24 protein-coding genes and 1 other RNA gene are annotated in these 23,233 nt (G+C 62.3%); 12 read left to right on the top strand and 13 right to left on the bottom strand.

Annotation, left to right across the window (positions count from 1 at the left end; all coding sequences use genetic code 11):
* Nucleotides 1-15: 15 nt before the first annotated feature.
* The gene (locus HX839_RS06310; RefSeq protein WP_003213974.1) at nt 16-669 is read left to right on the top strand and encodes a gamma-glutamylcyclotransferase; all 654 of its coding nucleotides are present in this window, start codon (nt 16-18) and stop codon (nt 667-669) included.
* Here the strand turns inward: HX839_RS06310 and glpT are convergent.
* The 3 genes from glpT to HX839_RS06295 form a co-directional block, all read right to left on the bottom strand.
* Nucleotides 666-2,003: a glycerol-3-phosphate transporter gene (gene glpT, locus HX839_RS06305; RefSeq protein ID WP_003213972.1), complete on the bottom strand. Its 1,338-nt coding sequence runs from the start codon at nt 2,001-2,003 to the stop codon at nt 666-668. The genes HX839_RS06310 and glpT overlap by 4 nt on opposite strands.
* Nucleotides 2,004-2,223: 220 nt before the next feature.
* Nucleotides 2,224-2,841 carry a flagellar basal body-associated protein FliL gene (locus HX839_RS06300; protein WP_008438881.1) on the bottom strand — a complete coding sequence of 206 codons (618 nt, stop codon included), beginning with the start codon at nt 2,839-2,841 and terminating at the stop codon, nt 2,224-2,226.
* 76 nt (nt 2,842-2,917) lie between these two features.
* A complete protein-coding gene (locus HX839_RS06295; protein ID WP_003213968.1) occupies nt 2,918-3,895 on the bottom strand; it encodes an NADPH:quinone oxidoreductase family protein in 978 nt (325 codons plus the stop codon).
* Nucleotides 3,896-4,044: 149 nt separating this feature from the next.
* On the opposite strand from HX839_RS06295, the gene HX839_RS06290 reads away from it, so the two are divergent.
* Nucleotides 4,045-4,452 carry a flagellar basal body-associated protein FliL gene (locus tag HX839_RS06290; RefSeq protein ID WP_008438883.1) on the top strand — a complete coding sequence of 136 codons (408 nt, stop codon included), beginning with the start codon at nt 4,045-4,047 and terminating at the stop codon, nt 4,450-4,452.
* A gap of 118 nt (nt 4,453-4,570) precedes the next feature.
* On the opposite strand, the gene HX839_RS06285 is transcribed toward HX839_RS06290, so the two are convergent.
* From HX839_RS06285 to HX839_RS06270, 4 genes are all read right to left on the bottom strand, one after another.
* Nucleotides 4,571-5,689 carry an ABC transporter permease gene (locus tag HX839_RS06285; RefSeq protein ID WP_003213965.1) on the bottom strand — a complete coding sequence of 373 codons (1,119 nt, stop codon included), beginning with the start codon at nt 5,687-5,689 and terminating at the stop codon, nt 4,571-4,573.
* Between the two features lies 1 nt (nt 5,690).
* Nucleotides 5,691-8,411, bottom strand: coding sequence for a ribosome-associated ATPase/putative transporter RbbA (rbbA, locus tag HX839_RS06280; RefSeq protein ID WP_177066864.1), 2,721 nt, complete (start codon nt 8,409-8,411; stop codon nt 5,691-5,693).
* A complete protein-coding gene (locus HX839_RS06275) occupies nt 8,408-9,373 on the bottom strand; it encodes an HlyD family secretion protein (RefSeq protein WP_003213963.1) in 966 nt (321 codons plus the stop codon). Before HX839_RS06275 ends, rbbA begins: the two co-directional genes overlap by 4 nt.
* A gap of 140 nt (nt 9,374-9,513) precedes the next feature.
* On the bottom strand, nt 9,514-9,963 hold the full coding sequence (locus tag HX839_RS06270; RefSeq protein ID WP_003213961.1) for an EVE domain-containing protein: 450 nt from the start codon (nt 9,961-9,963) through the stop codon (nt 9,514-9,516).
* A 196-nt stretch (nt 9,964-10,159) separates the two neighbouring features.
* On the opposite strand from HX839_RS06270, the gene HX839_RS06265 reads away from it, so the two are divergent.
* Nucleotides 10,160-10,309 carry a hypothetical protein gene (locus HX839_RS06265; protein ID WP_003213959.1) on the top strand — a complete coding sequence of 50 codons (150 nt, stop codon included), beginning with the start codon at nt 10,160-10,162 and terminating at the stop codon, nt 10,307-10,309.
* A gap of 7 nt (nt 10,310-10,316) precedes the next feature.
* Here HX839_RS06265 and HX839_RS06260 read toward each other — a convergent pair whose 3' ends face one another.
* The 4 genes from HX839_RS06260 to HX839_RS06245 form a co-directional block, all read right to left on the bottom strand.
* Nucleotides 10,317-10,946, bottom strand: coding sequence for a 5-formyltetrahydrofolate cyclo-ligase (locus tag HX839_RS06260; protein ID WP_087693301.1), 630 nt, complete (start codon nt 10,944-10,946; stop codon nt 10,317-10,319).
* Between the two features lie 56 nt (nt 10,947-11,002).
* Nucleotides 11,003-11,181: non-coding RNA, 6S RNA (ssrS, locus tag HX839_RS06255), on the bottom strand.
* Between the two features lie 30 nt (nt 11,182-11,211).
* Entirely contained in the window at nt 11,212-11,529 is a 318-nt protein-coding gene (locus HX839_RS06250; RefSeq protein WP_003213956.1) for a cell division protein ZapA, read from the bottom strand.
* A complete protein-coding gene (locus HX839_RS06245) occupies nt 11,526-11,735 on the bottom strand; it encodes a TIGR02449 family protein (protein ID WP_003213954.1) in 210 nt (69 codons plus the stop codon). The genes HX839_RS06250 and HX839_RS06245 overlap by 4 nt, the downstream gene beginning before the upstream one ends.
* A gap of 139 nt (nt 11,736-11,874) precedes the next feature.
* On the opposite strand from HX839_RS06245, the gene HX839_RS06240 reads away from it, so the two are divergent.
* The 9 genes from HX839_RS06240 (at nt 11,875) to gcvH (ending at nt 21,216) form a co-directional block, all read left to right on the top strand.
* The gene (locus HX839_RS06240; protein ID WP_003213952.1) at nt 11,875-12,432 is read left to right on the top strand and encodes a YecA family protein; all 558 of its coding nucleotides are present in this window, start codon (nt 11,875-11,877) and stop codon (nt 12,430-12,432) included.
* Nucleotides 12,433-12,452: 20 nt separating this feature from the next.
* The gene (gene pepP, locus HX839_RS06235; protein WP_177066863.1) at nt 12,453-13,775 is read left to right on the top strand and encodes a Xaa-Pro aminopeptidase; all 1,323 of its coding nucleotides are present in this window, start codon (nt 12,453-12,455) and stop codon (nt 13,773-13,775) included.
* Entirely contained in the window at nt 13,772-14,959 is a 1,188-nt protein-coding gene (ubiH, locus tag HX839_RS06230; RefSeq protein ID WP_003213948.1) for a 2-octaprenyl-6-methoxyphenyl hydroxylase, read from the top strand. The genes pepP and ubiH overlap by 4 nt, the downstream gene beginning before the upstream one ends.
* Nucleotides 14,952-15,437, top strand: coding sequence for a DUF4442 domain-containing protein (locus HX839_RS06225; RefSeq protein WP_177066862.1), 486 nt, complete (start codon nt 14,952-14,954; stop codon nt 15,435-15,437). Before ubiH ends, HX839_RS06225 begins: the two co-directional genes overlap by 8 nt.
* 9 nt (nt 15,438-15,446) lie before the next feature.
* The gene (locus tag HX839_RS06220; protein ID WP_177066937.1) at nt 15,447-16,664 is read left to right on the top strand and encodes a 2-octaprenyl-3-methyl-6-methoxy-1,4-benzoquinol hydroxylase; all 1,218 of its coding nucleotides are present in this window, start codon (nt 15,447-15,449) and stop codon (nt 16,662-16,664) included.
* Nucleotides 16,665-16,759: 95 nt separating this feature from the next.
* Nucleotides 16,760-17,764, top strand: coding sequence for an extracellular solute-binding protein (locus HX839_RS06215; RefSeq protein WP_008438892.1), 1,005 nt, complete (start codon nt 16,760-16,762; stop codon nt 17,762-17,764).
* A gap of 161 nt (nt 17,765-17,925) precedes the next feature.
* On the top strand, nt 17,926-19,542 hold the full coding sequence (locus HX839_RS06210) for an iron ABC transporter permease (protein ID WP_003213940.1): 1,617 nt from the start codon (nt 17,926-17,928) through the stop codon (nt 19,540-19,542).
* A gap of 156 nt (nt 19,543-19,698) precedes the next feature.
* On the top strand, nt 19,699-20,781 hold the full coding sequence (gene gcvT / locus HX839_RS06205) for a glycine cleavage system aminomethyltransferase GcvT (protein ID WP_003213938.1): 1,083 nt from the start codon (nt 19,699-19,701) through the stop codon (nt 20,779-20,781).
* A gap of 51 nt (nt 20,782-20,832) precedes the next feature.
* Nucleotides 20,833-21,216, top strand: a complete 384-nt coding sequence (gcvH, locus tag HX839_RS06200) for a glycine cleavage system protein GcvH (RefSeq protein WP_003213936.1) — start codon at nt 20,833-20,835, stop codon at nt 21,214-21,216.
* Between the two features lie 39 nt (nt 21,217-21,255).
* Here the strand turns inward: gcvH and HX839_RS06195 are convergent, their stop codons facing one another.
* Together HX839_RS06195 and HX839_RS06190 are read right to left on the bottom strand one after the other, a co-directional pair.
* Entirely contained in the window at nt 21,256-22,398 is a 1,143-nt protein-coding gene (locus HX839_RS06195) for a DegT/DnrJ/EryC1/StrS aminotransferase family protein (RefSeq protein WP_003213934.1), read from the bottom strand.
* Nucleotides 22,399-22,555: 157 nt separating this feature from the next.
* On the bottom strand, nt 22,556-23,227 hold the full coding sequence (locus HX839_RS06190; RefSeq protein WP_177066861.1) for an outer membrane protein: 672 nt from the start codon (nt 23,225-23,227) through the stop codon (nt 22,556-22,558).
* Between the last annotated feature and the right edge of the window lie 6 nt (nt 23,228-23,233).

Raw genomic sequence — 23,233 nt, 5'->3', positions numbered from 1 at the left:
CCTAAGCGATCTGCCATGACCGCCATTGAATCTGATCTTTTGCAATTGGCTTACCCTCCGCGGCTCGATCTGGGGCCGCAACTCACTCACGAACAGTTGATGAGCTCGATGCAAGCCACCATGGCGCTGCACAAGGGTGGGCCGGTCTGGCTATTCGCTTACGGTTCGCTGATCTGGCGGCCTGAATGTTCGTCGACACAGCGGATGCGGGCGCGGGTCCACGGTTATCACCGGGGCTTGTACCTGTGGTCCCATGAGCACCGGGGCACGCCGGAAATACCGGGGTTGGTGTTTGGCCTGGATCGCGGCGGCTCGTGCAGCGGGTTTGCCTACCGCTTGCCGGAAGATCAACTGGAGGCCTCGCTGTATGCCCTGTGGCAGCGCGAGATGCCGTATCCCTCGTACCGGCCGCACTGGCTCAGCTGTCGTCTGGAAGATGGCAGCCAGGTGCAGGCATTGGGATTTGTCCTGGAACGGCACCTGCCCAGTTATGCCGGCAATTTGCCCGACATCGTGCTGAATCACGTGTTGCAAAGCGCTTGCGGGCGTTACGGCACTACGCGCGATTATGTCGAGCAGACCGTCAACGCCCTGCGTAGCCACGCCATGCCAGACAAGAATCTGGAGGCGCGGCTCAAGCGGTGTTCCAAAGGCTGTTCCGACGATTAACGTGCGGCACTGACGCTATTGGTGTGCCACAAGGTGGGGATCAGGAACGCGATGGCCAGCAGGCACGCGCCGATCAGCAATACGAAACCACCGTCCCAGCCGAAATGGTCAACGGTGTAGCCCATGGCCGCACTCGCTGCCACTGAACCACCCAGGTAACCGAACAAGCCCGTAAAGCCCGCTGCGGTACCGGCGGCTTTTTTCGGTGCCAGTTCCAGCGCCTGCAGGCCGATCAGCATCACCGGGCCGTAGATCAGGAAGCCGATGGAGAACAGCGCGATCATGTCGATCATCGGGTTGCCCGGCGGGTTGAGCCAGTAAACCAGGGTCGCCACGGTGACCAGGCCCATGAACACAATGCCGGTCAGGCCACGGTTGCCACGGAAGATCTTGTCCGACATCCAGCCGCACAGCAGCGTGCCCGGAATGCCCGCCCACTCGTAGAAGAAGTACGCCCACGAGGTTTTATCCACGTCGAAGTGCTTGGCTTCCTTGAGGTACGTCGGTGCCCAGTCCAGCACGCCGTAGCGCAGCAGGTAGACGAAGACGTTGGCGAAGGCGATGTACCAGAGCATTTTGTTGCGCAGCACGTACTTGACGAAGATTTCCTTGGCGCTGAATTCGTCCTCGTGGCTGGCGTCGTAGCCTTCCGGGTAATCGTTCTTGTATTGCTCGATGGGCGGCAGGCCCACCGATTGCGGGGTGTCGCGCATGGTGATGAAGGCAAACGCCGCCACCAGCAGGGCCACGGTAGCCGGGACGTAGAACGCCGCGTGCCAGTCGTTGAACCAGGCCATGCCCAGCAGGAACAGCGGGCCGATCAAGCCGCCGCCGACGTTATGCGCCACGTTCCATACGGAAACCACACCGCCACGTTCCTTCTGCGACCACCAGTGCACCATGGTCCGCCCACTTGGCGGCCAGCCCATGCCCTGGGCCCAGCCGTTGATGAACAGCAGAATGAACATCATGGTCACGCTGGAGGTAGCCCAAGGTGCGAAACCGAAAATGAACATCACCCCGGCGGACACCAACAGGCCGAAGGGCAGGAAGTAGCGCGGGTTGGAGCGGTCGGACACCAGCCCCATGAGGAACTTGGACAGGCCGTAGGCAATTGCGATCGCCGACATTGCCAGGCCCAGCTGGCCACGGGTGTAACCCTCGTCGATCAGGTACGGCATGGCCAGGGAGAAGTTCTTGCGCAGCAGGTAGTACCCGGCGTAACCGAAGAAAATACCGGCGAAGATCTGCCAGCGCAGGCGTCGGTACGTGCTATCTATTTTTTCTTCAGGCAGGGGCGCCTGATGTGCGGCAGGACGGAAGAAAGCAAACATTCAAGAGCTCCAGATTTCTTGTTTTGACTGCGGATGCGAATGTTACAGTTTCGTTACCGAAAATAGCACCGCCTCTTATCTGCGGGCATAGGAATTGAGTGCAATTGCATGTTCTTTTACGAACATGTCGCTTAGAGGCAAGTGAGGGGCGTTTTCAGGCGGGAATGCCAAGAAGCTGTGGTGAGGGAGCAAGCTCCCTCACCACAGGCAGTGATTCGGTTCAGTTGCCGTTGGCGGCTGCGATATCACCTGGAAGCAGGTGTTCCTGGATCTTCTGGCTGCGGGATTCCACCAGTTGACCCTGGTCGTCGAAGCGCAACACGATCAGCCAGTCATACACATTTTCCGGCCATTTCTTCATGCCGGTCAGCGCCGCGCCGTCACCGCCGAAGGCCTCGATCAACTTGTCGATATGCCCGTGATGCCAGGCGATCAACACGGTCTGCGCCTGGTTGGACTTGCGCAGGGATTTCACCAGCTTGCCGACTTGATCGTCTGAGTAGGGTGTTTCAAGCGGGAGCTGCAGGCGCTGGGCCAGGGGTGTCAGGGTCAGGCGCGGGCGGGAGCTTTCCTTGCTGTCGCTGGTGGCGATCAGCCGCTGGGGCACCACGGAGATGCCGTTCAACAGCAGCGGGTCGAAATAGCTGGCGTAGGCCGCCGCCCGTTGTTCGCCCTTGGGGCTCAGCAACGGACCTTCATCGGGTTTTTCCGCATGGCGCACGATCAGCACCGTCACGTTGTTCAGCCCGCGTACATCCTTGCCCTCTTTATGGGCAAAGGCGTGAGCCGACACCATCATCAACAACCCCAGAAACAGCGCGCGCAGCGGTGTGACCATTATTCATTCCTGCCAGTGAGTGAGTGCCTCGGCCGATCATGGGCCCAGGCACTCCGCGGACAAAATGAAACAATAGTCAGCGTAGCTGCACCACGACCTTGCCCACAGCCTTGCGCTGGCCGAGGTCGTTGATCGCCTGCGCCGCCTGCTCCAGCGGGTACACCTGGGACACCAGCGGCTTCAACTTGCCCTCGGCGAACCAGCCGAACAGTTGCTGGAAGTTGGCGGCATTGTCCTGCGGCTGGCGCTGGGCGAACGACCCCCAGAACACCCCGACCACCGCCGCGCCCTTGAGCAGCGCCAGGTTCACCGGCAGCTCGGGAATGCGCCCGCTGGCAAAGCCCACCACCAGCAGCCGGCCATTCCAGGCGATGCCGCGAATGGCCTGGTCAAACAGGTCGCCGCCCACCGGATCGTAGATCACATCCACGCCGTTGCCGCCGGTAAGGCGTTTGATCTCGTCCTTGAGGCTGGCTTCGCTGTAGTTGATCAACTCATCGGCACCGGCAGCCTTGGCCACTGCCAGCTTGTCGGCGCTGCTGGCCGCGGCGATCACCCGGGCGCCCATGGCCTTGCCGATTTCCACCGCAGCCAGGCCGACGCCGCCGGAGGCACCGAGCACCAGCAGGGTTTCCCCGGGTTGCAGGTTGGCCCGTTGCTTCAGGGCGTGCATCGACGTGCCGTAGGTCATGCTGAAGGCGGCGGCGGTGTTGAAGTCCATGCTCGGCGGGATCGGCAGCACGTTGTAGCCCGGCACCGCGACCTGCTCGGCGAAGCTGCCCCAGCCGGTCAGGGCCATCACCCGGTCACCGACCTTCAGGTGGCTGACGTTCTCACCGACTTGGCTGATCACGCCTGCCGCTTCACCGCCCGGCGAAAATGGGAAGGGCGGCTTGAACTGGTACTTGCCCTCGATGATCAGGGTGTCCGGGAAATTGACCCCGGCCGCATGCACGTCCAACAGGATTTCGTTCTTCTTGATCGCCGGGCTTTCGACGTCTTCCAGCACCAGGTTTTCGGCGGGGCCGAAGGCTTTGCACAGCACAGCTTTCATCGGACTATTCCTTTTGGCGTGTTGGCCGATAAGTGTAGGTGGGCAGGGCGACGGGTCAACGAGCATGCCCCGGCCTGATAAGTCGCCATAAGCTTGTGCTCAGGGCTGCTAGCGTTATGCTACTGGGCAACCGAATTGAGGAATGAACTGTGAAAGCGTGGATCCTGTTGATGCTGGCCCTGACACTGCCGATGGCCGCCCAGGCCGAAGAAGCCAAAGAAGGCGAAGCGCCGAAGGTCAGCTATATCAGCCTGAGCCCGCCGTTTGTCGGTAACTACGGCCTGGATGGCACCGCGAAGCTGCGGGTGTTCAAGGCGGATATCGCCCTGCGGGTCACCGGTCCCGAGGCAGCCGCTGCCGTGAAAGCCAACGATGCGCTGATTCGCAACCAGTTGGTGGCGTTGTTTACCCAGCAGACCAACGACACCATGAGCAGCGTTGATGGGAAGGAAAAACTGCGCCAGGAAGCCCTGAAGCAGACCCAGCAAGTGATGAACGACGAAACCGGCAAGCCGCAGGTTGAGGATCTGTTGTTCAACAACCTGATCATCCAGTAAGCCGGTCGCTTCGCGCCCTTCGCGAGCAAGCCCGCTCCCACATTTAACCGCATTCTCATGTTAGAACTCGGTCAAGTGTGGGAGCGGGCTTGCTCGCGAAGAGGCCCTGACAGGCACCTCAGGAAGCCAGGCTCTTCCTGAACCGCGCCAACGCCACCGCAAAGAACAGCAACCCGATCCCCGCCAGCGCCAGCAAGTCCGGCCACACCACATTCACACCCGCATCCCGGAACAGAATCGCCGCACTCAGGCTCACAAAGTGCGTCGACGGCGAGCCCTGCATCACCCATTGCAACCACTGCGGCATGCTGTCCAGCGGCGTGCTGCCGCCGGACAACAGCAGCATCGGGATAATCACCGGGATCGCCAGCAGGCCAAACTGCGGCGTCGAGCGGGCGAGGGTGGCGAGGAAGATGCCGAGGGCAGTACTGGCAAACAGGTACAGCGCCGTCACCAGCAAAAACAAAGTCAGCGACCCGGCCAGCGGCACGCCGAGCAAGCCTTTCACCACCACTTCCAGCGACAGCCAGGTGCACAGCACCACCACCAGCATGTTGCTCCAGATTTTCGCCAGCATGATTTCCAGCGCAGTCAGCGGCAGCACCAGCAAATGGTCGAGGGTGCCGTGTTCGCGCTCACGCAGCAGCGCGGTGCCGGTCAGCACGATGGCGAGGATGGTGATGTTGTTGACGATCTGGATCACCGCCAGAAACCAGCCGCCTTCCAGGTTGGTATTGAACAGCGCCCGGGTGGTCAGCAGCGCCGGCGCCTTTTGGGCGGCATCGGCCTGGTTGCCATAGGTCAGCAATTCCCGCTGGAAAATCCGTCCGATATACCCGGCACCCATGAATGCCTGGCTCATGGCCGTGGCATCGACGTTGACCTGCACCCCCGGCTGGCGCCCGGCCAACAGGTCGGCCTGGAAATTCGCCGGTACGTTGATCACGAAGGTGTACTGGCCGCTGTCCATCACCTTGTCCAGTTGGTCGTACGGCAACGGCACCGCCGCCTGGAATTCCGGCGGTTGCAGTGCTTCGGCCAGTTGCCGGGAAAGCGCGCTGTGGTCTTCATCCACAAAGGCCACGCTGGCGTTGTGCACACCGATCACCGAGCCGGCGGCGGGCATATAGATGGCGACGGTAAAGGCGTAGAACAGGAACAGCAGCAACACGCTGTCGTGGCGCAGGCTGGTCAGTTCCTTGATGCCGAGGCGCAGGATATGGGCGAACTTGTGCATCTCAGGCCTCCTGCTTCTTGAGCATGATCAGGCTAAGCCCGGTGAACCCCAGGAAAAACCCGAACAGCGCCAGGCACTGTGGCCATAGCTGACGCAGGTCCAGGGCCTTGGTAAAGGTGCCCACCGCAATGTCGAGGAAGTAGCCCGCCGGGAACAACATGCCCATCAACGCGGCGGCGCCTTCCAGGGACGAGCGCGGCACGATCAGCCCGGAGAACTGGATGGTCGGCAGGCTGGTGATGATCATGGTGCCGAGGATCGCTGCGATCTGGGTGCGGGTGAACGCGGAAATCAGCAGGCCCATGCTGGTGGTGGCCAGCACATACAGCAGGCCGCCGAAAGCCAGGGTCACGCCGCTGCCCTTGAACGGCACGCCGAACAGCCAGCGGTTCATCGCCACCAGCAGGCCCAGGTTGATCAGGCTCACGGCCAGGTACGGCGCCTGCTTGCCCAACAGGAATTCCAGGCGGGTCAGGGGTGTGGCGTAGAAGTTGGTGATGGAGCCCAGTTCCTTCTCGCGCACGATCCCCAGGGCCGTGAGCATCGCTGGGATAAACGCGAGGATCAGCGCCATCACGCCGGGGCCGATAGCGTTCACGCTGACCACGTCCTGGTTGTAGCGAAAGCGGGTTTCCAGTTTGGCGGCGGCTTGCTGATTCAATGGTGTGCTGTTCAGTTCGGCCAGTTGTTGGAGGTTGGCCTGGTGCACGGCCTCGACATAATTGCGGCTGGTTTCCGCACGGAACGGCATGCCGCCATCGAGCCAGGCGGCCACGGCGGGTTGGCGGCCGGCGTAGAGATCGCGGCCGAATCCTGGCGGAATCTCCAGCGCCAGTTTGATCTCCGAGCGCTGCAGGCGTTTGTGCAGTTCGTTGGAGTCAGTGATCGGCGACTGTTCGGCGAAATAGCGCGAACTGCGAAAGGCTTCCAAGTAGGCCCGGCTTTGCGGCGTCTGGTCCTGGTCGTAGACGGCGAAGGCGAGTTTCTCCACGTCCAGGGAAATGCCGTAGCCGAAGATCACCATCATGAAAATCGCCCCCAACAGGGCGAAGGCCATGCGCACTTTGTCCCGCAGCAGTTCCTTGCCTTCGCGGCTGGCCACGGCCAACAGGCGGGCGACGCTGAACCCGCGTTTGCTGACGGGTGGGGCCATGGGTTCGCTGACGGTTTCGGAGGGCGCGGTGGCCGCTTCGGGCGCGCCTTGGGCCTGTTCCAGGCAGGTGACGAACGCCGCTTCCAGGGTTTCTCCGTGGAACTGCTGTTGCAGCGCGTCCGGCGTGTCGCAGGCCAGCACCTTGCCCGCGTGCATCAGCGAGATGCGGTCGCAGCGCTGGGCTTCGTTCATGAAGTGGGTGGACAGGAAGATCGTCACGCCCTGTTCCCGGGACAGTTCGATCAGCAGCCGCCAGAAGTCATCCCGCGCGGCCGGGTCGACGCCCGAGGTCGGCTCATCGAGGATCAGCACTTCCGGGCGGTGCAGCACCGCCACCGCCAGGGACAAGCGCTGGCGCAGGCCCAGCGGCAACTCGCCGGACGGCTGCTCGGCAACGTCGCCCAGGTCAAAACGCTTGATCAACTCGTCGATGCGCTGGCCGCTCTCGGCCTTGGGCAGGTCGAACAACTGCGCATGCAGCACCAGGTTCTGGCGCACGCTGAGTTCGCCGTACAGCGAGAAGCTTTGCGACATGAAACCCACGCGCTTGCGGGTGGCCAGGTCCTTGGCGTTGACCGGGTTGCCCAGCAGCGTGGCGGCGCCCTCGGTGGCGGGCATCAACCCGGTGAGGACTTTCATGGTGGTGGTCTTGCCGCAGCCGTTGGAGCCGAGGAAACCAAAGATCTCGCCCCGGCCAATCGCGAAGCTGACCTTGTTGACTGCCGTGAAGTCGCCGAATCGCAGGGTCAGGTCGTGGGCTTCGATGGCGATCTCGGTGTTATCGCTTTGCCGGGGCGGAATCACCAGCGGTTCGTTGTTATGGGCACTGTCGCCCTGGAAATGGGTGAAGGCTTCGTCCAGTTTGCCGCTGGGCGTCGCAGCGGCGAGTTCGCTGCTCAGGCCGTCGGCGATCAGCTTGCCGCGGTCGAGCATCAGGCAGTGTTCAAACTGCTCGGCTTCTTCCATGTAGGCGGTGGCCACCAGCAGTGTGAGCTGCGGGCGTTCGCTGCGTACGGTTTCCACCAGTTCCCAGAAGCGTCGACGGGACAGCGGGTCGACGCCGGTGGTGGGTTCGTCGAGGATCAACAGGTCCGGGTCGTGGATCAGTGCACAGCAAAGGCCGAGTTTCTGCTTCATGCCGCCGGAGAGCTTGCCGGCAGGTCGCTCGGCGAAGCGTGCGAGGTCGGTGGCCAGCAGCAGGTTGTGCATGCGCTGGTCGCAATCGGCCTTCGACAGGCCGAACAGCGTGGCAAAGAACCGGATGTTTTCGCTGATGGACAGCTCGGGGTACAGGTTGCCGCCCAGGCCCTGGGGCATAAAGGCGATGCGCGGGTACAGGCTGTTGCGGTGGCGGCGGTCTTCGATGGAGCCGCCGAGTACTTGCAGTTCGCCTTGTTGAAGCTTTTTGACCCCGGCGATCAAGCCCAGCAGGCTCGACTTGCCGGCGCCGTCCGGGCCGATCAACCCGCAGCGTGTGCCGGCGGGCAGGCTGAAGGCGATGTCGATCAGCGCCTGTTGCTTGCCGTAGCGATGGTTGATCCCCGTGGCGTGCAGCGCCAGGCCGTTCATTGCAGGTTGGCCGGCCAGTCCAGGTCAGCGGTGCGCACATAGCCGGCGCCGGGCATGCCCGGTTTGGCTTGGGGCACGGCGCTTGGTTGGGTCAGGCGCAGCTTGACCCGGAACACCAGCTTCTGGCGTTCGTCGCGGGTTTCCACTTCCTTGGGGGTGAACTGCGACTTGGCGGCGACGAAGCTGATTTTCGCCGGCAGCGGTTGCTTCGGCAGGGCGTCGAGGACGATCCGCGCCTCACTGCCGACGGTCAGGGCGCCGGTTACCGAAGCGGGCAGATACAGGTTCATGTATTGGTCGTTGGGGTCGATCAGCAGCAACACGCGGCCACCCGCGCCGAGCACTTCGCCGGGTTCGGCCAGGCGCAGCTGGATGATGCCGTCGATAGGCGCCCGCAGGCTGCTGTCTTCGATTTCACTGGTGAGCTGGGCGACCTGGGCCTGGGCGGCGCCGATGGCGGCCTTTACCGAATTGACCTGGGCCTGGGCGGCGACCACGGCAGCGTTGCCGGTGTTTTGCCGGGCCTGCTGCTGGTCGATCAGCTGGCCGCTGGCGAAGCCGCGCTTGTACAGCTCCTGGGTGCGCTTGAGTTCCTGGCTAGCCAGCAGTTGTTCGCTCCGGCGCAGTTGCACATTGGCTTCGGCAGCAGCGAAATTCTCCCTGGCCCGCAGCACTTCAGCTTCGGCCTGGGCGCGCTGGGCTTCCAGGGTACGGGTGTCCATGCGCGCCAGCAGTTGGCCCTTGAGCACCTTGTCGCCTTCGTCCACCCGCACTTCGGCGAGGCGACCGGGGATCTTGGCGGCGATCTGCACTTCAGTCGATTCCAGCCGGCCATTGCCCATGCTCAAGCCTTCGGGCAGGCGGTCCTGGGTGGATTGCCAATAGCCGAAGCCGCCGGCGGCCAGCAGCAAGACAATCAATGGAATGGCGAAAAGATGGGAGGTACGGTGGTTCGTCGACATGGGTGCATCCTGCGGCGTTAGCGTCCTAGTTTGACCGATCCTGCCCGGAGGCCCTTGATGCGGGTCAAATGAAGCGCCAGCCTAACCCGGTTGGCGCGCAGATGCATGCGCCATGGGCGTGACCGCAGGGTTCTGCTGTTTCAGCGCAGGCCGAGTACGGCGGCCCATTGCTCGGCGGTGACCGGCATCACCGAAAGGCGGCTGCCTTTTTGCACCAGGGGCAACTCGGCGAGGGCGGTTTGCTGTTTCAGATAGCCCAGCCCCAGGACCTTCGCAAAGGTCTCGACGTGGGCAACATTGATCGCGCTCCACGGGTTTTTTTCAGGGCTGGCCTTGGCGTCGAAATAATGACTGTCGGGCTCCAGCGCGGTCGGGTCCGGGTAGGCTGCCTCGACGATTTTACCGATGCCGGCAATCCCCGGTTCCGGGCAGCTGGAGTGGTAGAAGAAGAACTGGTCACCCACCGCCATCGCCCGCAGGAAGTTCCGCGCCTGGTAGTTGCGCACCCCGTCCCACCGGGCCTCGCCGAGCTTTTCCAGGCCCTTGATGGACAGTTCATCGGGCTCGGATTTCATCAGCCAATAGGCCATGTTTTCGCTCCTCAAAAGTCGATTGGGAAAGTTGTCCTGCAATTTTATGACAAACCGACAGTCGGTTGGCGTCAAGGTTTGCGTGTTGGTTCACGTTAACGCAGAATGCCGGGGTTTTGAGCTTGACGCAGCTGGCACGGACTACTAATGGAACGTTGCTGTCATCGTGTGCAAGATGCCTGAAGGGGGGCAATCGATGAAACGCAAACCGGATTTACTATGGATTTTGGTTATTTTGTTCGGCCTGGGCGTTGTGACCACCGGCTATGCGCAGAGCTTGTGGTCGAACAAGACTGACGCACCGATTGAACTCGCACAGCAACAGCCGCAACCGTTCAAACGCTGACCCGTCTTCAAGGCGCTGCTGATTCCAGTAGCGTCTCTGCTATATACCAATCCTTATCGGTGACTGTGCCCTCAAGCGGTACATCCCAGCTTGCCTGTGCCAATCGTTCGACCTTCTGGCATTCATGGGCCAGGCCCAACAGCGTCGGCTTGCGCCAGGATTTCCGGCGGGCCATGTAGGCCAGGCTGCGGTCATAAAACCCGCCGCCCATGCCCAACCGTCCGCCCACATCATCAAAGCCAACCAGTGGCAGCAGCACCAGGTCCAGCGCCCAGACCTTGCGTTGCCGGCCGGCATTTACCTGGGGCTCGAGGATGCGAAAACGGTTGGGCCTCAGCTTTTCGCCGGGGCGCACTCGCTGGAACACCATCTTGGTTCGCGGCCATGCACTGAGCACCGGCAGGTACGTCGCCTTGCCCCGGCGCTGTGCAGCGCGCAGCAGCAGGCGCGGATCGATTTCACCGTCCGTCGGTAGATATAAGGATAGGTGTTTGGCCCGGCGAAACAGCGGGTGCTGTGCCAGTTGCCGATACAGGCCCAGGGCGGCCTGGCGTTGCTCGCTTGGCGTCAGGGCGCGGCGGGCTTTGCGCAGCATGCGTCGAAGTTGCGGGCGGGAAAGCGGCGCAGGTTCGGTCATGGTTTTCGGCTCATAAAACAATGCCAGTCCTGGGACTGGCATTGGATTTGGGAATCAGGCTCCCCGACAGAACCGCTGTCGACTTAGCCCTTGAACCCGAAAGTTCAAGGTGGAAGAAACAGTAGGCTTTAAGGCTTTCCGTCTAGCGGACATGCACACCAGCCCAACGTGTAACTTCCAGGGTAGTGCGAATCGGCTCAGGGACATCGCCGACTGGCAAGCACGCCAGGGAGTGGGGCGAGTATACCCGAAACCGACGCCGCAATCAGCCCTTGGGTGGCTCTGGATCGGTAGAAAGTACCAGATCGACCCGCTCCAGCAGGTCGCGCACCTGCTCGCGCGTCGAGCCGCTGGCCTGCACGTCAGGCCGTTCCTGCTTATGCAGCAGATCGTGGGTAATGTTCAGGGCGGCCATCACGGCGATGCGATCGGCGCCGATGACTTTGCCGCTGCTGCGGATTTCGCGCATCTTGCCGTCCAGGTAGCGGGCAGCGCTCACCAGGTTGCTGCGTTCTTCCTGGGGGCAGATGATCGAATATTCTTTGTCGAGAATCTGCACGGTGACGCTATTGCTTGAACTCATGAGTCTTGCTCCAGGGCCTTCAGGCGCGAAATCATCGATTCGACCTTACGCCGGGCGATTTCGTTTTTTTCAATGAGGTGAGCGCGTTCCTCGCGCCAGGTCTTTTCCTGAGCTAATAGGAGTCCGTTTTGGCTCTTAAGTTGCTCGACCCGGTTAATTAGCAGCTCGAGTCTGGCCATCAGCGCTTGCAGGTCGGTGTCTTCCATTGGGTTCCACTGGATTTTGTCTGATGAATGGCAACTGCTGGATAAACGATCTGACGCCCTCGATAGTCTTGGTACGTCTGCCGATGCTAGGATACAGCGCTTCATTCTAGACATTGCGCCGTCTGGCGCCTAGCTCACCATGCCCATTCAGAACTCCCCGTACGATGCTTTTTCCAAACTGCTGAGTTCCAGCGGTCATCCTTGCTCGCCTGCCGAACTGCACGGCGTGCTGCTGGGCCGCAGTTGCACCGGTGTCGGCTTTGATGCCGACAACTGGCTGGCCGACGTCGCCGAGCTGCTGGAAACCGAGCCTACCGAAAACGTGCGCAATGCGCTCATCGGCCTGCAAGAGATGGTTAAAGGCGAGCTGACCGGTGATGACGTCACCGTCGTCCTGCTGCTGCCTACCGATGACGCGCCGCTCACCGAGCGCGCCGCCGCGTTGGGCCAATGGTGCCAAGGCTTCCTCCACGGTTTCGGCGTGAACGCCGGCGGCCTCGACCTGAGCACCGATGCCCAGGAAGTGCTGCAGGACCTGGCCGCCATCTCTCAGGTGCAAGACGCCCTGGAAGAGTCCGAAGACGGCGAAAGCGACTACATGGAAGTCATGGAATACCTGCGCGTCGCGCCGCTGCTGCTGTTCACCGAGACCCGTAAATCGGCTGAGCCCGCTGCACCCAAGCCGTCGCTGCACTAAGAAAGGAAGCCCATCTGCCCATGATCCATATCCCCAAAGCGGAATACACCCGGCGCCGCAAGGCGCTCATGGCGCAGATGGAACCCAACAGCATCGCCATCCTGCCGGCGGCCGCGGTAGCCATCCGCAACCGTGACGTCGAGCACGTCTACCGCCAGGACAGCGACTTCCAGTACTTGAGCGGCTTCCCCGAACCGGAAGCGGTGATCGTGCTGATGCCTGGCCGCCAACACGGCGAGTACGTGCTGTTCTGCCGCGAACGCAATGCCGAGCGCGAACTGTGGGACGGCCTGCGAGCGGGCACCGAAGGCGCGATCCGCGATTTTGGCGCGGATGACGCCTTCCCGATTACCGATATCGACGACATCCTGCCCGGCCTGATCGAAGGCCGTGACCGGGTGTATTCGGCCATGGGCAGCAATGCCGAATTCGACCGGCACCTGATGGAGTGGATCAACGTGATCCGCTCTAAAGCGCACCTCGGCGCCCAGCCACCGAACGAATTTGTTGCCCTGGATCATCTGCTTCACGACATGCGCCTGTATAAATCGGCGGCAGAAGTGAAGGTGATGCGCGAGGCGGCACGGATTTCCTGCGCGGCCCATGTACGGGCGATGCAGGCCAGCCGCGCCGGGTTGCATGAGTTCAGCCTGGAAGCGGAGCTCGACTACGAGTTTCGCAAGGGCGGGGCGAAGATGCCGGCCTATGGTTCCATCGTCGCCTCGGGGCGCAACAGCTGCATCCTGCATTACCAGCAGAATGACGCGCTGCTCAAGGACGGCGACCTGGTGCTGATCGACGCCGGCTGCGAGATCGACTGCTACGCCAGCGACATCACCCGCACCTGGCCGGTGAGCGGCAAGTTTTCCGCCGAGCAGAAGGCGATTTATGAAATCGTGCTGGCTTCCCAGGAAGCCGCCTTTGCCGAAATCGCCCCGAACAAGCATTGGAACCAGGCCCACGAGGCGACGGTGCAAGTGATCACTGCCGGGCTGGTGAGGCTGGGATTGTTGCAGGGTGATGTCGACGAATTGATCGCCAGTGAAGCTTATAAAGCCTTCTACATGCACCGCGCCGGCCACTGGCTGGGGATGGATGTGCACGATGTGGGCGAATACAAGGTCGGCGGCGAGTGGCGGGTGCTGGAAGTCGGCATGGCACTGACCGTGGAGCCGGGGATTTACATCTCGCCGGACAACCAGAACGTGGCGAAGAAATGGCGTGGCATTGGCGTACGCATCGAGGACGACGTGGTGGTGACCAAGCAAGGCTGTGAAATTCTGACCGGTGGCGTGCCCAAGTCCGTCGCCGAGATCGAAGCATTGATGGCGAGCGCCCGATGAGCCGGGTCAACCTGGCGATTATCGGCGGCGGCCTGGTGGGTGCCAGCCTCGCATTGGCCTTGCAGGCCGGGGCCAAGGCCCGGGGCTGGAAGATCGTGCTGATCGAGCCGTTTGCGCCTGGCGACAGCTACCAGCCGAGCTATGACGCGCGTTCTTCAGCGCTGTCCTTTGGCGCGCGGCAGATTTATCAACGATTGGGCGTGTGGCAGGAAATCTCTCGCCGCGCCGAGCCGATCAAACAGATTCATGTGTCGGACCGTGGCCGCTTCTCTACCGCGCGCCTGTCGGCCATGGAAGAGGGCGTGCCGGCGCTTGGCTACGTGGTGGAAAACGCCTGGCTGGGCCAATGCCTGTGGCAAGGGCTGGACAAGGACGTGGTCAGTTGGCGTTGCCCGGCGGAAGTTACGCGCATGGAGCCGCTTGCCGATGGCTACCGCCTGACCCTCAATGACGAAACCGTGCTGGAGTGCGACCTCGCGGTGCTGGCCGATGGCGGTCGCTCAGGTTTGCGCGAGCAACTGGGCATCGGCGTTAAAAAGCGGCCGTACAACCAGAGCGCGCTGATCGCCAACATCACCCCAAGCGAGGCCCACAACGGCGAGGCGTTCGAGCGGTTCACCGACGAAGGCCCGATGGCCTTGCTGCCGTTGCCGGACAACCGTTGCGCGCTGGTCTGGACCCGCATCGGCATGGACGCCAAGCGCCTGGCCGAGCTGGACGAACGCAGCTTCCTGAGTGAACTGCAGGGCGTGTTCGGCTACCGCCTGGGCACCCTCAAGCAAGTCGGTGCGCGCCACCTGTACCCGCTGACGCTCGTGGAAGCGGAAGAACAAGTGCGCTCTCATCTGGCCGTACTTGGCAATGCCGCCCACAGCCTGCACCCGATTGCCGGTCAGGGCTTCAACCTGTCCCTGCGGGATGCCTACGCGTTGGCCGAGGCGCTGCTGGCCGGGCCGGCGATTCCGGGCGACCTGGCGACACTGCAGGCGTACCGCGAGCGTCAGCGCATGGACCAGAAACTCACCGTCGGCTTCTCCGATCAGGTCACCCGCCTGTTTGGCAGTGCGCAACCGTTGGTCGCGCTGGGCCGCAACATGGGCTTGCTGGGCCTCGACTTGCTGCCGCCGGCCAAGCGCTGGTTCGCGCGCCAGGCCATGGGCCTGGGTACCCGTCCCGATGCGTGAGTGGCTGACCCGACGCCTGGGCAAGGCGCGGCTGTTGCGCTGGATCATGACCCTGTACCCGCCGTACCTTGGGGCCGGAATTCGGGTGTTGCACATCGGCAGCGATTTCCGCGAGGTCAAGGTGCGCATGGGCCTGGGCTGGTACAACCGCAACTACGTCGGCACGCAGTTTGGCGGCAGCCTGTATTCGATGGTCGACCCGTTTTACATGCTGATGCTGATGGAGAACCTGGGCCGCGACTACATTGTCTGGGACAAGGCTGCCGCTATCGACTTTATCTCGCCGGGCAAAGGCCCGGTGTTCGCCGAATTTTCCATCGACCAAGCGTTGCTGGACGAGATCCGCCAGCACACCGCCAGCGGCGACAAGTATTTACCGCAGCTCAAGGTACAGATTCATGACGGCTCCGGCACCCTGGTGGCGCGAGTCGACAAAACCCTTTACGTGCGGCGCAAGCTGCAATCGAGACAGGCTTAAAGCATGGACATGCGCGCAGATGTGCTGATTGTCGGGGCCGGAATGGTCGGAAGCGCCCTGGCGCTGGCGTTGCAGGGCAGTGGCCTGCAGGTGCTGCTGCTCGACGGCAGCCCCCTGAGCGTCAAGCCGTTCGACCCTCATGCTGCGTTCGAACCGCGGGTGAGCGCCTTGTCGGCCGCCAGCCAGCGCATCCTCGAGCGCCTTGGCGTGTGGGACGGGATTGTCGAGCGACGTGCCAGCCCGTACGGCGAGATGCAGGTGTGGGACGGCAGCGGCACCGGGCAGATCCACTTCTCGGCGGCCAGCGTGCATGCCGAGGTGCTGGGGCATATCGTCGAAAACCGTGTGGTCCAGGATGCCTTGCTCGACCGCCTGCACGACTGCGACCTCGGCCTGCTGGCCAATGCGCGCCTGGAACAGATGCGCCGCTCCGGCGATGACTGGCTGCTGACCCTCGCCGATGGCCGCACCTTGCGCGCGCCACTGGTGGTCGCGGCGGACGGTGCCAACTCGGCAGTACGTCGCCTGACCGGCACCGCTACCCGTGAGTGGGATTATTTGCACAACGCCATCGTCACCAGTGTGCGCAGCAGCCAGGTGCATCAAAAGACGGCCTGGCAGCGTTTTACCGACAATGGCCCGCTGGCGTTCCTGCCACTGGTGCGGGACGGGCAGGAAGACTGGTGTTCGATCGTCTGGTCGACCACCCCGAGTGAGTCCGAGCGCTTGATGGCGCTGGACGATGAAAGCTTCTGCCGTGAACTTGAAAATGCCTTCGAAGGCCGCCTGGGCAGCGTGATAAGCGCCGATCCACGGCTGTGCGTGCCGTTGCGTCAGCGCCACGCCAAACGTTACGTGGCCGAAGGCCTGGCATTGATTGGCGACGCGGCCCACGTCATTCATCCGCTGGCGGGGCAGGGCGTGAACCTGGGCTTCCTCGATGCGGCGGTGCTGGCCGAGGTGCTGCTGGCGGCCAACGAGCGCGGCGAGCGCCTGGCGGATGTGAAGGTGCTCAGCCGTTACGAGCGTCGGCGCATGCCGCACAACCTGGCGCTGATGGCGGCGATGGAAGGCTTTGAGCGGTTGTTCCAGGCCGATCAACTGCCGTTGCGCTGGCTGCGTAATGCAGGGCTGAAGGTGGTTGAGCAGATGCCGGAGGCCAAGGCGTTGTTTGTGCGTCAGGCCTTGGGCTTGTCCGGGGATTTGCCGGAGCTGGCCAAGGCCTGAGAGGGGTGCGCAACATTTGGTAACGGCTGCGTCGAGCGTTACCAAATGTGAGTCCTTATCATTTGCCCTCTTTTCGCAAATGAGAGACCGCACCCATGTTGGCACCCAAGCGCCTCCTGACTGCCCTGGCACTCACACTGATCGGCAGCACCACCGTGCAGGCGGCCGACGAAGTCGTGGTCTACTCCTCGCGCATCGATGAACTGATCAAGCCGGTGTTCGATGCCTACACCAAGAAGACCGGCGTGCAGGTGAAGTTCATCACCGACAAGGAAGCGCCGTTGATGCAGCGCATCAAGGCCGAAGGTGAAAACGCCACCGCCGACCTGCTGCTCACCGTTGACGCCGGCAACCTCTGGCAGGCCGAGCAGATGGGCATCCTGCAGCCGTTCACCTCTGCGGTGATCGACAAGAATATTCCCCTTCAATACCGTTCTTCGGCCCATGCCTGGACCGGCCTGAGCCTGCGAGCGCGGACCATCGCCTACTCCACCGATCGCGTGAAACCGGGCGACCTGACCACCTACGAAGCCCTGGCCGACAAACAGTGGGAAGGCCGCCTGTGCCTGCGCACCGCGAAGAAGGTCTACAACCAGTCGCTGACCGCCACCCTGATCGAAACCCACGGCGCGGCCAAGACCGAGGAAATCGTCAAGGGCTGGGTCAACAACCTGTCCACCGACGTGTTCTCCGATGACATTGCCGTGCTGGAAGCGATCAACGCCGGGCAGTGTGACGTGGGCATCGTGAACACCTACTACTACGGCCGCCTGCACAAGCAGAAGCCGGACCTGGCGGTGAAGTTGTTCTGGCCGAACCAGGGCGACCGCGGGGTGCACGTCAACCTGTCGGGCATCGGCCTGACCAAGCATGCGCCGCACCCGGAAGCAGCCAAGGCGCTGGTGGAGTGGATGACCACGCCGGAAGCGCAGAAGATCTTTGCGGATGTGAACCAGGAATTCCCGGCCAATCCGGCGGTGCCGCCGTCGGCTGAAGTCGCGACCTGGGGCAAGTTTGTGGCTGACACATTGCCGGTGGAAGTGGCGGGCAAGCGTCAGGCTGAGGCGATTCGCTTGATGGATCGCGCTGGCTGGAACTAAGTGCACGTTTAAAAACACCGCAACACAGTGTGGGAGCTGGCTTGCCTGCGATAGCATCACCGCGGTGTGACTGACACACCGAGGTGCGTGCATCGCGGGCAAGCCCGGCTCCCACACTGTTTTGTGGCGAGTTAAAAATATTATCCCCAGAGATCTGTTCCTTGGCCCATCCCGCCCAACGCCGCTGGTACCTGCCGGTCTTCACCGTCGCCGCCCTGGTGCTGCTGCCGTTGAGCGTGCTGTTGCTGTCGTGGCAGACCATCGACCACCAGATCTGGTCCCACCTGTGGGAAACCCAGATGCCACGCCTGCTGGGCAACACCTTGACCCTGGTGCTGGGCGTCGGTGTGGGCGTTACGCTGCTGGGCGTCAGCCTGGCCTGGCTGACCAGCCTCTGCGAATTCCCCGGCCGGCGCTGGCTGGACTGGGCGTTGATGCTGCCCTTCGCGATTCCCGCCTATGTGCTCGCCTTCGTCTTCGTCGGCCTGCTGGACTTCTCCGGCCCGGTGCAAACCCTGCTGCGCGAATGGTTTGGTACAGGCTTGCGCCTGCCGCGTGTGCGCTCGACCAGCGGTGTGATCATCGTGCTGGTGCTGGTGTTCTACCCCTATGTTTATCTGCTGGCACGCACCGCGTTCCTCGCCCAGGGCAAAGGCCTGATGGAAGCGGCGCGTGTCTTGGGGCAGTCGCCGTGGCAAGCGTTCTGGCGGGTGGCCCTGCCCATGGCGCGTCCCGCCATCGGTGCGGGCGTGGCCCTCGCGTTGATGGAAACCCTGGCGGATTTCGGTGCCGTCTCGGTGTTCAACTTCGACACCTTTACCACCGCCATCTACAAGACCTGGTACGGCTTTTTCAGCCTCTCCAGTGCCGCGCAACTGGCCAGCCTGTTGCTGTTGGTGGTGATGCTGGTGCTGTACGGCGAACGCCGTGCCCGGGGCGCCAGCCGGCCGAGCAACGAGCGACCTCGCGGCAAGGCGCTTTACCATCTGCGCGGGTTCAAGGCGGCGTTGGCCAGCGGTTGGTGCGGATTGGTGTTCGCCTGCGCGTTCGTGATCCCGATGCTGCAACTGGTGGCCTGGTTCTGGCAGCGTGGCCGTTTCGACCTGGACGAGCGCTACGCCGGTTTGATCGTCCATACCCTGTACCTGGGCGGTATGGCTGCCCTGATCACCGTCAGCGTGGCCCTGGTGCTGGCGTTCGCCCATCGCCTGGCGCCCACCCGGGCCATCCGCTCCGGCATCAGCCTGGCCAACGTGGGTTACGCGCTGCCGGGCTCGGTGCTGGCGGTGTCGATCATGTTGGCGTTCAGCTACCTGGATCGTGAACTGGTGATCCCGGTCTCCGGCTGGCTGGGGGGCGCCGGCAAACCGCTGTTACTGGGCAGTTTGTCGGCCTTGCTGCTGGCGTATCTGGTGCGCTTCATTGCGGTGGCCTACGGGCCGCTGGAAAACAGCCTGGCGCGAATCCGTCCATCCTTGCCGGAAGCCGCCCGCAGTCTTGGGGTCAGCGGGCCGCGACTGTTTTGCAAAGTGTATCTGCCACTTTTGCTGCCGGGCACCCTGAGCGCGGCGCTGCTGGTGTTTGTCGATGTGCTCAAGGAAATGCCGGCGACCCTGCTGATGCGCCCGTTCGGCTGGGACACGCTGGCGGTGCGGATTTTCGAGATGACCAGCGAAGGGGAGTGGGCGCGGGCTTCGCTGCCGGCCCTGACCCTGGTATTGGTAGGGCTGTTACCGGTCATCGGGTTGATCCGACGTTCGGCGCGACGAATCGGTTAGGTGCCAGTCCTACGGCTTGAGGCTACAATGCGCGGCATTCGGTGCGGTCGATCTTTCAGATCGGGTTGCTGAACGCGGCTACAGGCCTTGTATTTCAAGGCGTGCGGCCCGAACGGCGACCGTCCGCACCTTCGCCACGCCCGGAAGGAGAAACCCATGGGACAGCGCACGCCTCTGTATGACCTGCATCTCGCCCTTGGCGCGAAAATGGTCGATTTTGGCGGTTGGGATATGCCTTTGCACTACGGCTCGCAGGTTGAGGAGCACCATCAGGTGCGACGCGACTGCGGGGTGTTCGATGTATCCCATATGACCGTGATCGATATCACAGGCCCCCAGGCCAAGGAATGGCTCCAGCATTTGCTGGCCAATGATGTTGACCGATTGCACGGCTGCGGCCGCGCGTTATACAGCGCCATGCTCAACGAGCAGGGCGGCGTGGTGGACGACATGATCGTCTACCGTACCGAGGGCGGTTACCGGCTGGTGGTCAACGCCGCCACCCGTGACCAGGACATGGCCTGGATGCAGGCTCGGCTCGGCAGCTATCAGGCCCAGCTCCGCGAGCGGCCCGAATTGGCCATGCTCGCCATTCAAGGCCCCCATGCCCGGCAAAAGATCGCTGAACTGGTGACCCAGTCCCGCGCCACCCTGATCCATCAGCTCAAGCCCTTTGAAGGCCTGGCTGACGGCGACTGGTTTATCGCGCGCACCGGTTACACCGGCGAAGACGGTCTTGAAATTGTCCTGCCGGCCGATCAGGCCCCGGCGTTCTTCAACGACCTGGTAGGCGCAGGCATTTCGCCCATCGGCCTCGGCGCCCGCGACACGCTGCGCCTTGAGGCCGGCATGAACCTCTACGGTCAGGATATTCATCAGGACGTTTCGCCCCTGGCAGCCAACATGGCCTGGAGCATCGCCTGGGAGCCGGCCGAGCGGGATTTCATCGGCCGCGCCGCCCTGGAAGCCGAAAAGGCTGCGGGTGTGAAGTCCAAGCTGGTCGGCCTGGTGCTGGAAGAGCGCGGGGTTTTACGCGCTCACCAGGTGGTTCGTATCGCCAATGTTGGCGAAGGAGAGATCACCAGTGGTAGTTTCTCTCCTACGCTAAGCAAATCCATTGCCCTGGCGCGTGTGCCGTCGGCGACTGCTGACCGGGCCGAGGTGGAAATCCGCGGCAAGTGGTACCCGGTTCGGGTGGTCAAACCGACGTTCGTGCGCCATGGCAAAACATTGATCTAACTTTTCCGGCGGGCCAATGGCCGCTGACATTTTTCCTTGAGGACACAGACTATGAGCGATATCCCTGCCGACCTGCGTTTTGCCGAAAGTCACGAATGGGCCCGTCTGGAAGCTGACGGCACCGTGACCGTCGGGATCTCGGACCATGCCCAGGAAGCATTGGGGGATGTGGTATTCGTCGAGTTGACCGAAGTCGGCAACGTATTTGAGGCGACTCAGCAGGCGGGTGTAGTTGAATCCGTTAAGGCCGCTTCGGATATCTACTCGCCAATTGCTGGCGAAGTGATCGCGGTGAACGACGCCTTGAGCGGCGAGCCAGAACTGTTGAACTCCGACCCTTACGGCGCCTGGATCTTCAAGCTCAAGCCAAGCAACCCGGATGAACTGAAAAAATTGCTGGACGCTGCCGGCTACAAGGCTGCCATCGGCGAGTGATCCCGCTGCGGGAGCCGGCAATCGGCTCCCGCAAAGGTTTTATCCGCGTTTCAATACTGCTTTTACCGCCGCTACCGAACGCTCTACGTCCGCCTTCGTCATCGCCGTGAACATCGGCAACGACACAATCAAACGCCCCACTTTTTCCGCTACCGGGAACATGCCTTCCTTGAATCCCTGTGCCTTGTACAAGCTCAGCAGGTGGATCGGTGGGTAGTGATAGCCAATGCCGACGCCATGGGCCTGCATCTGCTCCATGAACGTGGCGCGTGCGGGCAGGCCGTCCTGACGCTCCGGCAGTACCAGCTGGAACAGGTGCCAGTTGCTGTTTTCGAAGTCTGCCGGTGGCAATTGCGCACCGTACTGCGCTTCAAAATCACTGCCGAAGCATTCGAAATAGTGACGCGCCAGTTCCTGGCGGTGGGCAGTGATCTTCTCGATATGGGCAAACTGGCCCAGGCCGATGGCTGCTGCGATGTCGGTCATGTTGAACTTGCCGCCCAACACATCCACGTCGAGGCCATCGAAGCCGGTGCGGGTCACGCCCTGCAGGCGATATTTTTCCGCCAGGCGCGCTTCTTCAGCGTTGTTCAATACCAGGCAGCCGCCTTCGGACGAGGTGATGTTCTTGTTCGCCTGGAAGCTGAACGATACGAAATCGCCGGTAGCGCCAATGCGTTGGCCATCCCAGCTGGAACCCAGGGCCTGGGCTGCATCTTCGACGATGCGCAGGTTGTACTTGTTGGCCAGCGCGTAGAGCAATGGCATGTCCAACGGCAGGCCCGCCAGGTATACCGGGATGATTGCCTTGGTGCGCGGTGTGATCGCGGCTTCCACCTTGGCAAGGTCGATATTGCGGGTCACCGGGTCGATGTCGGCGAACACCGGCGTGGCACCGACTTCCAGAATCACGTTGGCCGTGGCTACCCACGAAATCGGGGTGGTGATGACTTCGTCACCAGGCCCGATACCGGCGATGCGCAAGGCAATCTCCATGGTGCAGGTGCCCGAGTTGAAGGTACGCACCGGGCGCCCCCCAAAATATTCCGACAACTGCGCCTCGAACGCCTGCACTTTCGGCCCGCTGGTGATCCAGCCGGAGCGCAGTACGTCGCCTACCGCCGAGATGGTGGCTTCATCAATGGTGGGCTTGGAGAACGGCAGAAAGGGCAGTTGGCTCATGACGTTGAAGGCATCCGTTTCAGAAGGCGATGAGAAAAAGCATATCAATGCCGGGCATGGTTGCACGGCTCGACTGAATATAGCCTGTCGTCTGTGAATGAATCGTCCCGCCTGAAACAAAAAATGCCGCCTCGGGAGCGGCATTTCAGCATCGGTGTCAGAAGGCAACGCGTGCCTCAAGAAACACGTTCTGCTCTTTGAGCTTGCCTTTGAGTTGTTCGTCCCGGGCGTTGATCCGATTGGCGAACGTGTTGTAGCCGGTCTCGATCCCGCCCATGTCCACGTAACGCCAGCCGGTACCCAGGGTCAGGGTTTCGCTGACCTTGGCATCCAGCCCCAGGCCAACGCTGTAGGCGAAGTTGTATTGGCGATTGCTGGCGAAACGGCGGGTGTCGTTGGCCTGGTAACCCTCGGCGTCAACCTGGGCCACGCCGACTCCCGCCATACCGTAGAACGACAGCCATTCATTGATCGGGATGTTTTTATAACCGTTGAGCATCAGGCGCTGGCTGTCGGTGCGCAGGCTGTTGACGTTGGCATTGAACGGTGCCCAATGGGATTTGAAGGTCGAGTGGCTGGGCATCGTGTATTCCCCCTCCAGGCGCCAGCCATCGGCAAAGGCATAGCCCACGGCGAATGAGCCGGTGAACGTCTTGCTGCTGTCGGGGGCTTCTACCCGGTGGGTTACGCGTGGGCTGGTCAGCAGTGAGCTTGAGAGATTCTGCCGGGCGCTGTTGAGCTTTGCCGACCCGTACCAGCTTTCTGCCTGGGCATAAGGCGTGGCAACCGCGGCGAGCAGCAGGGCGTAGGAGAGTTTTTGCATGGTCATCGATTC

The organism is Pseudomonas sp. I8001 (assembly GCF_013385345.1).
Lineage (GTDB): Bacteria > Pseudomonadota > Gammaproteobacteria > Pseudomonadales > Pseudomonadaceae > Aquipseudomonas.
The sequence above is the reverse complement of the archived record's forward strand: the minus strand, read 5'-3'. Positions and strand labels throughout refer to the sequence as shown.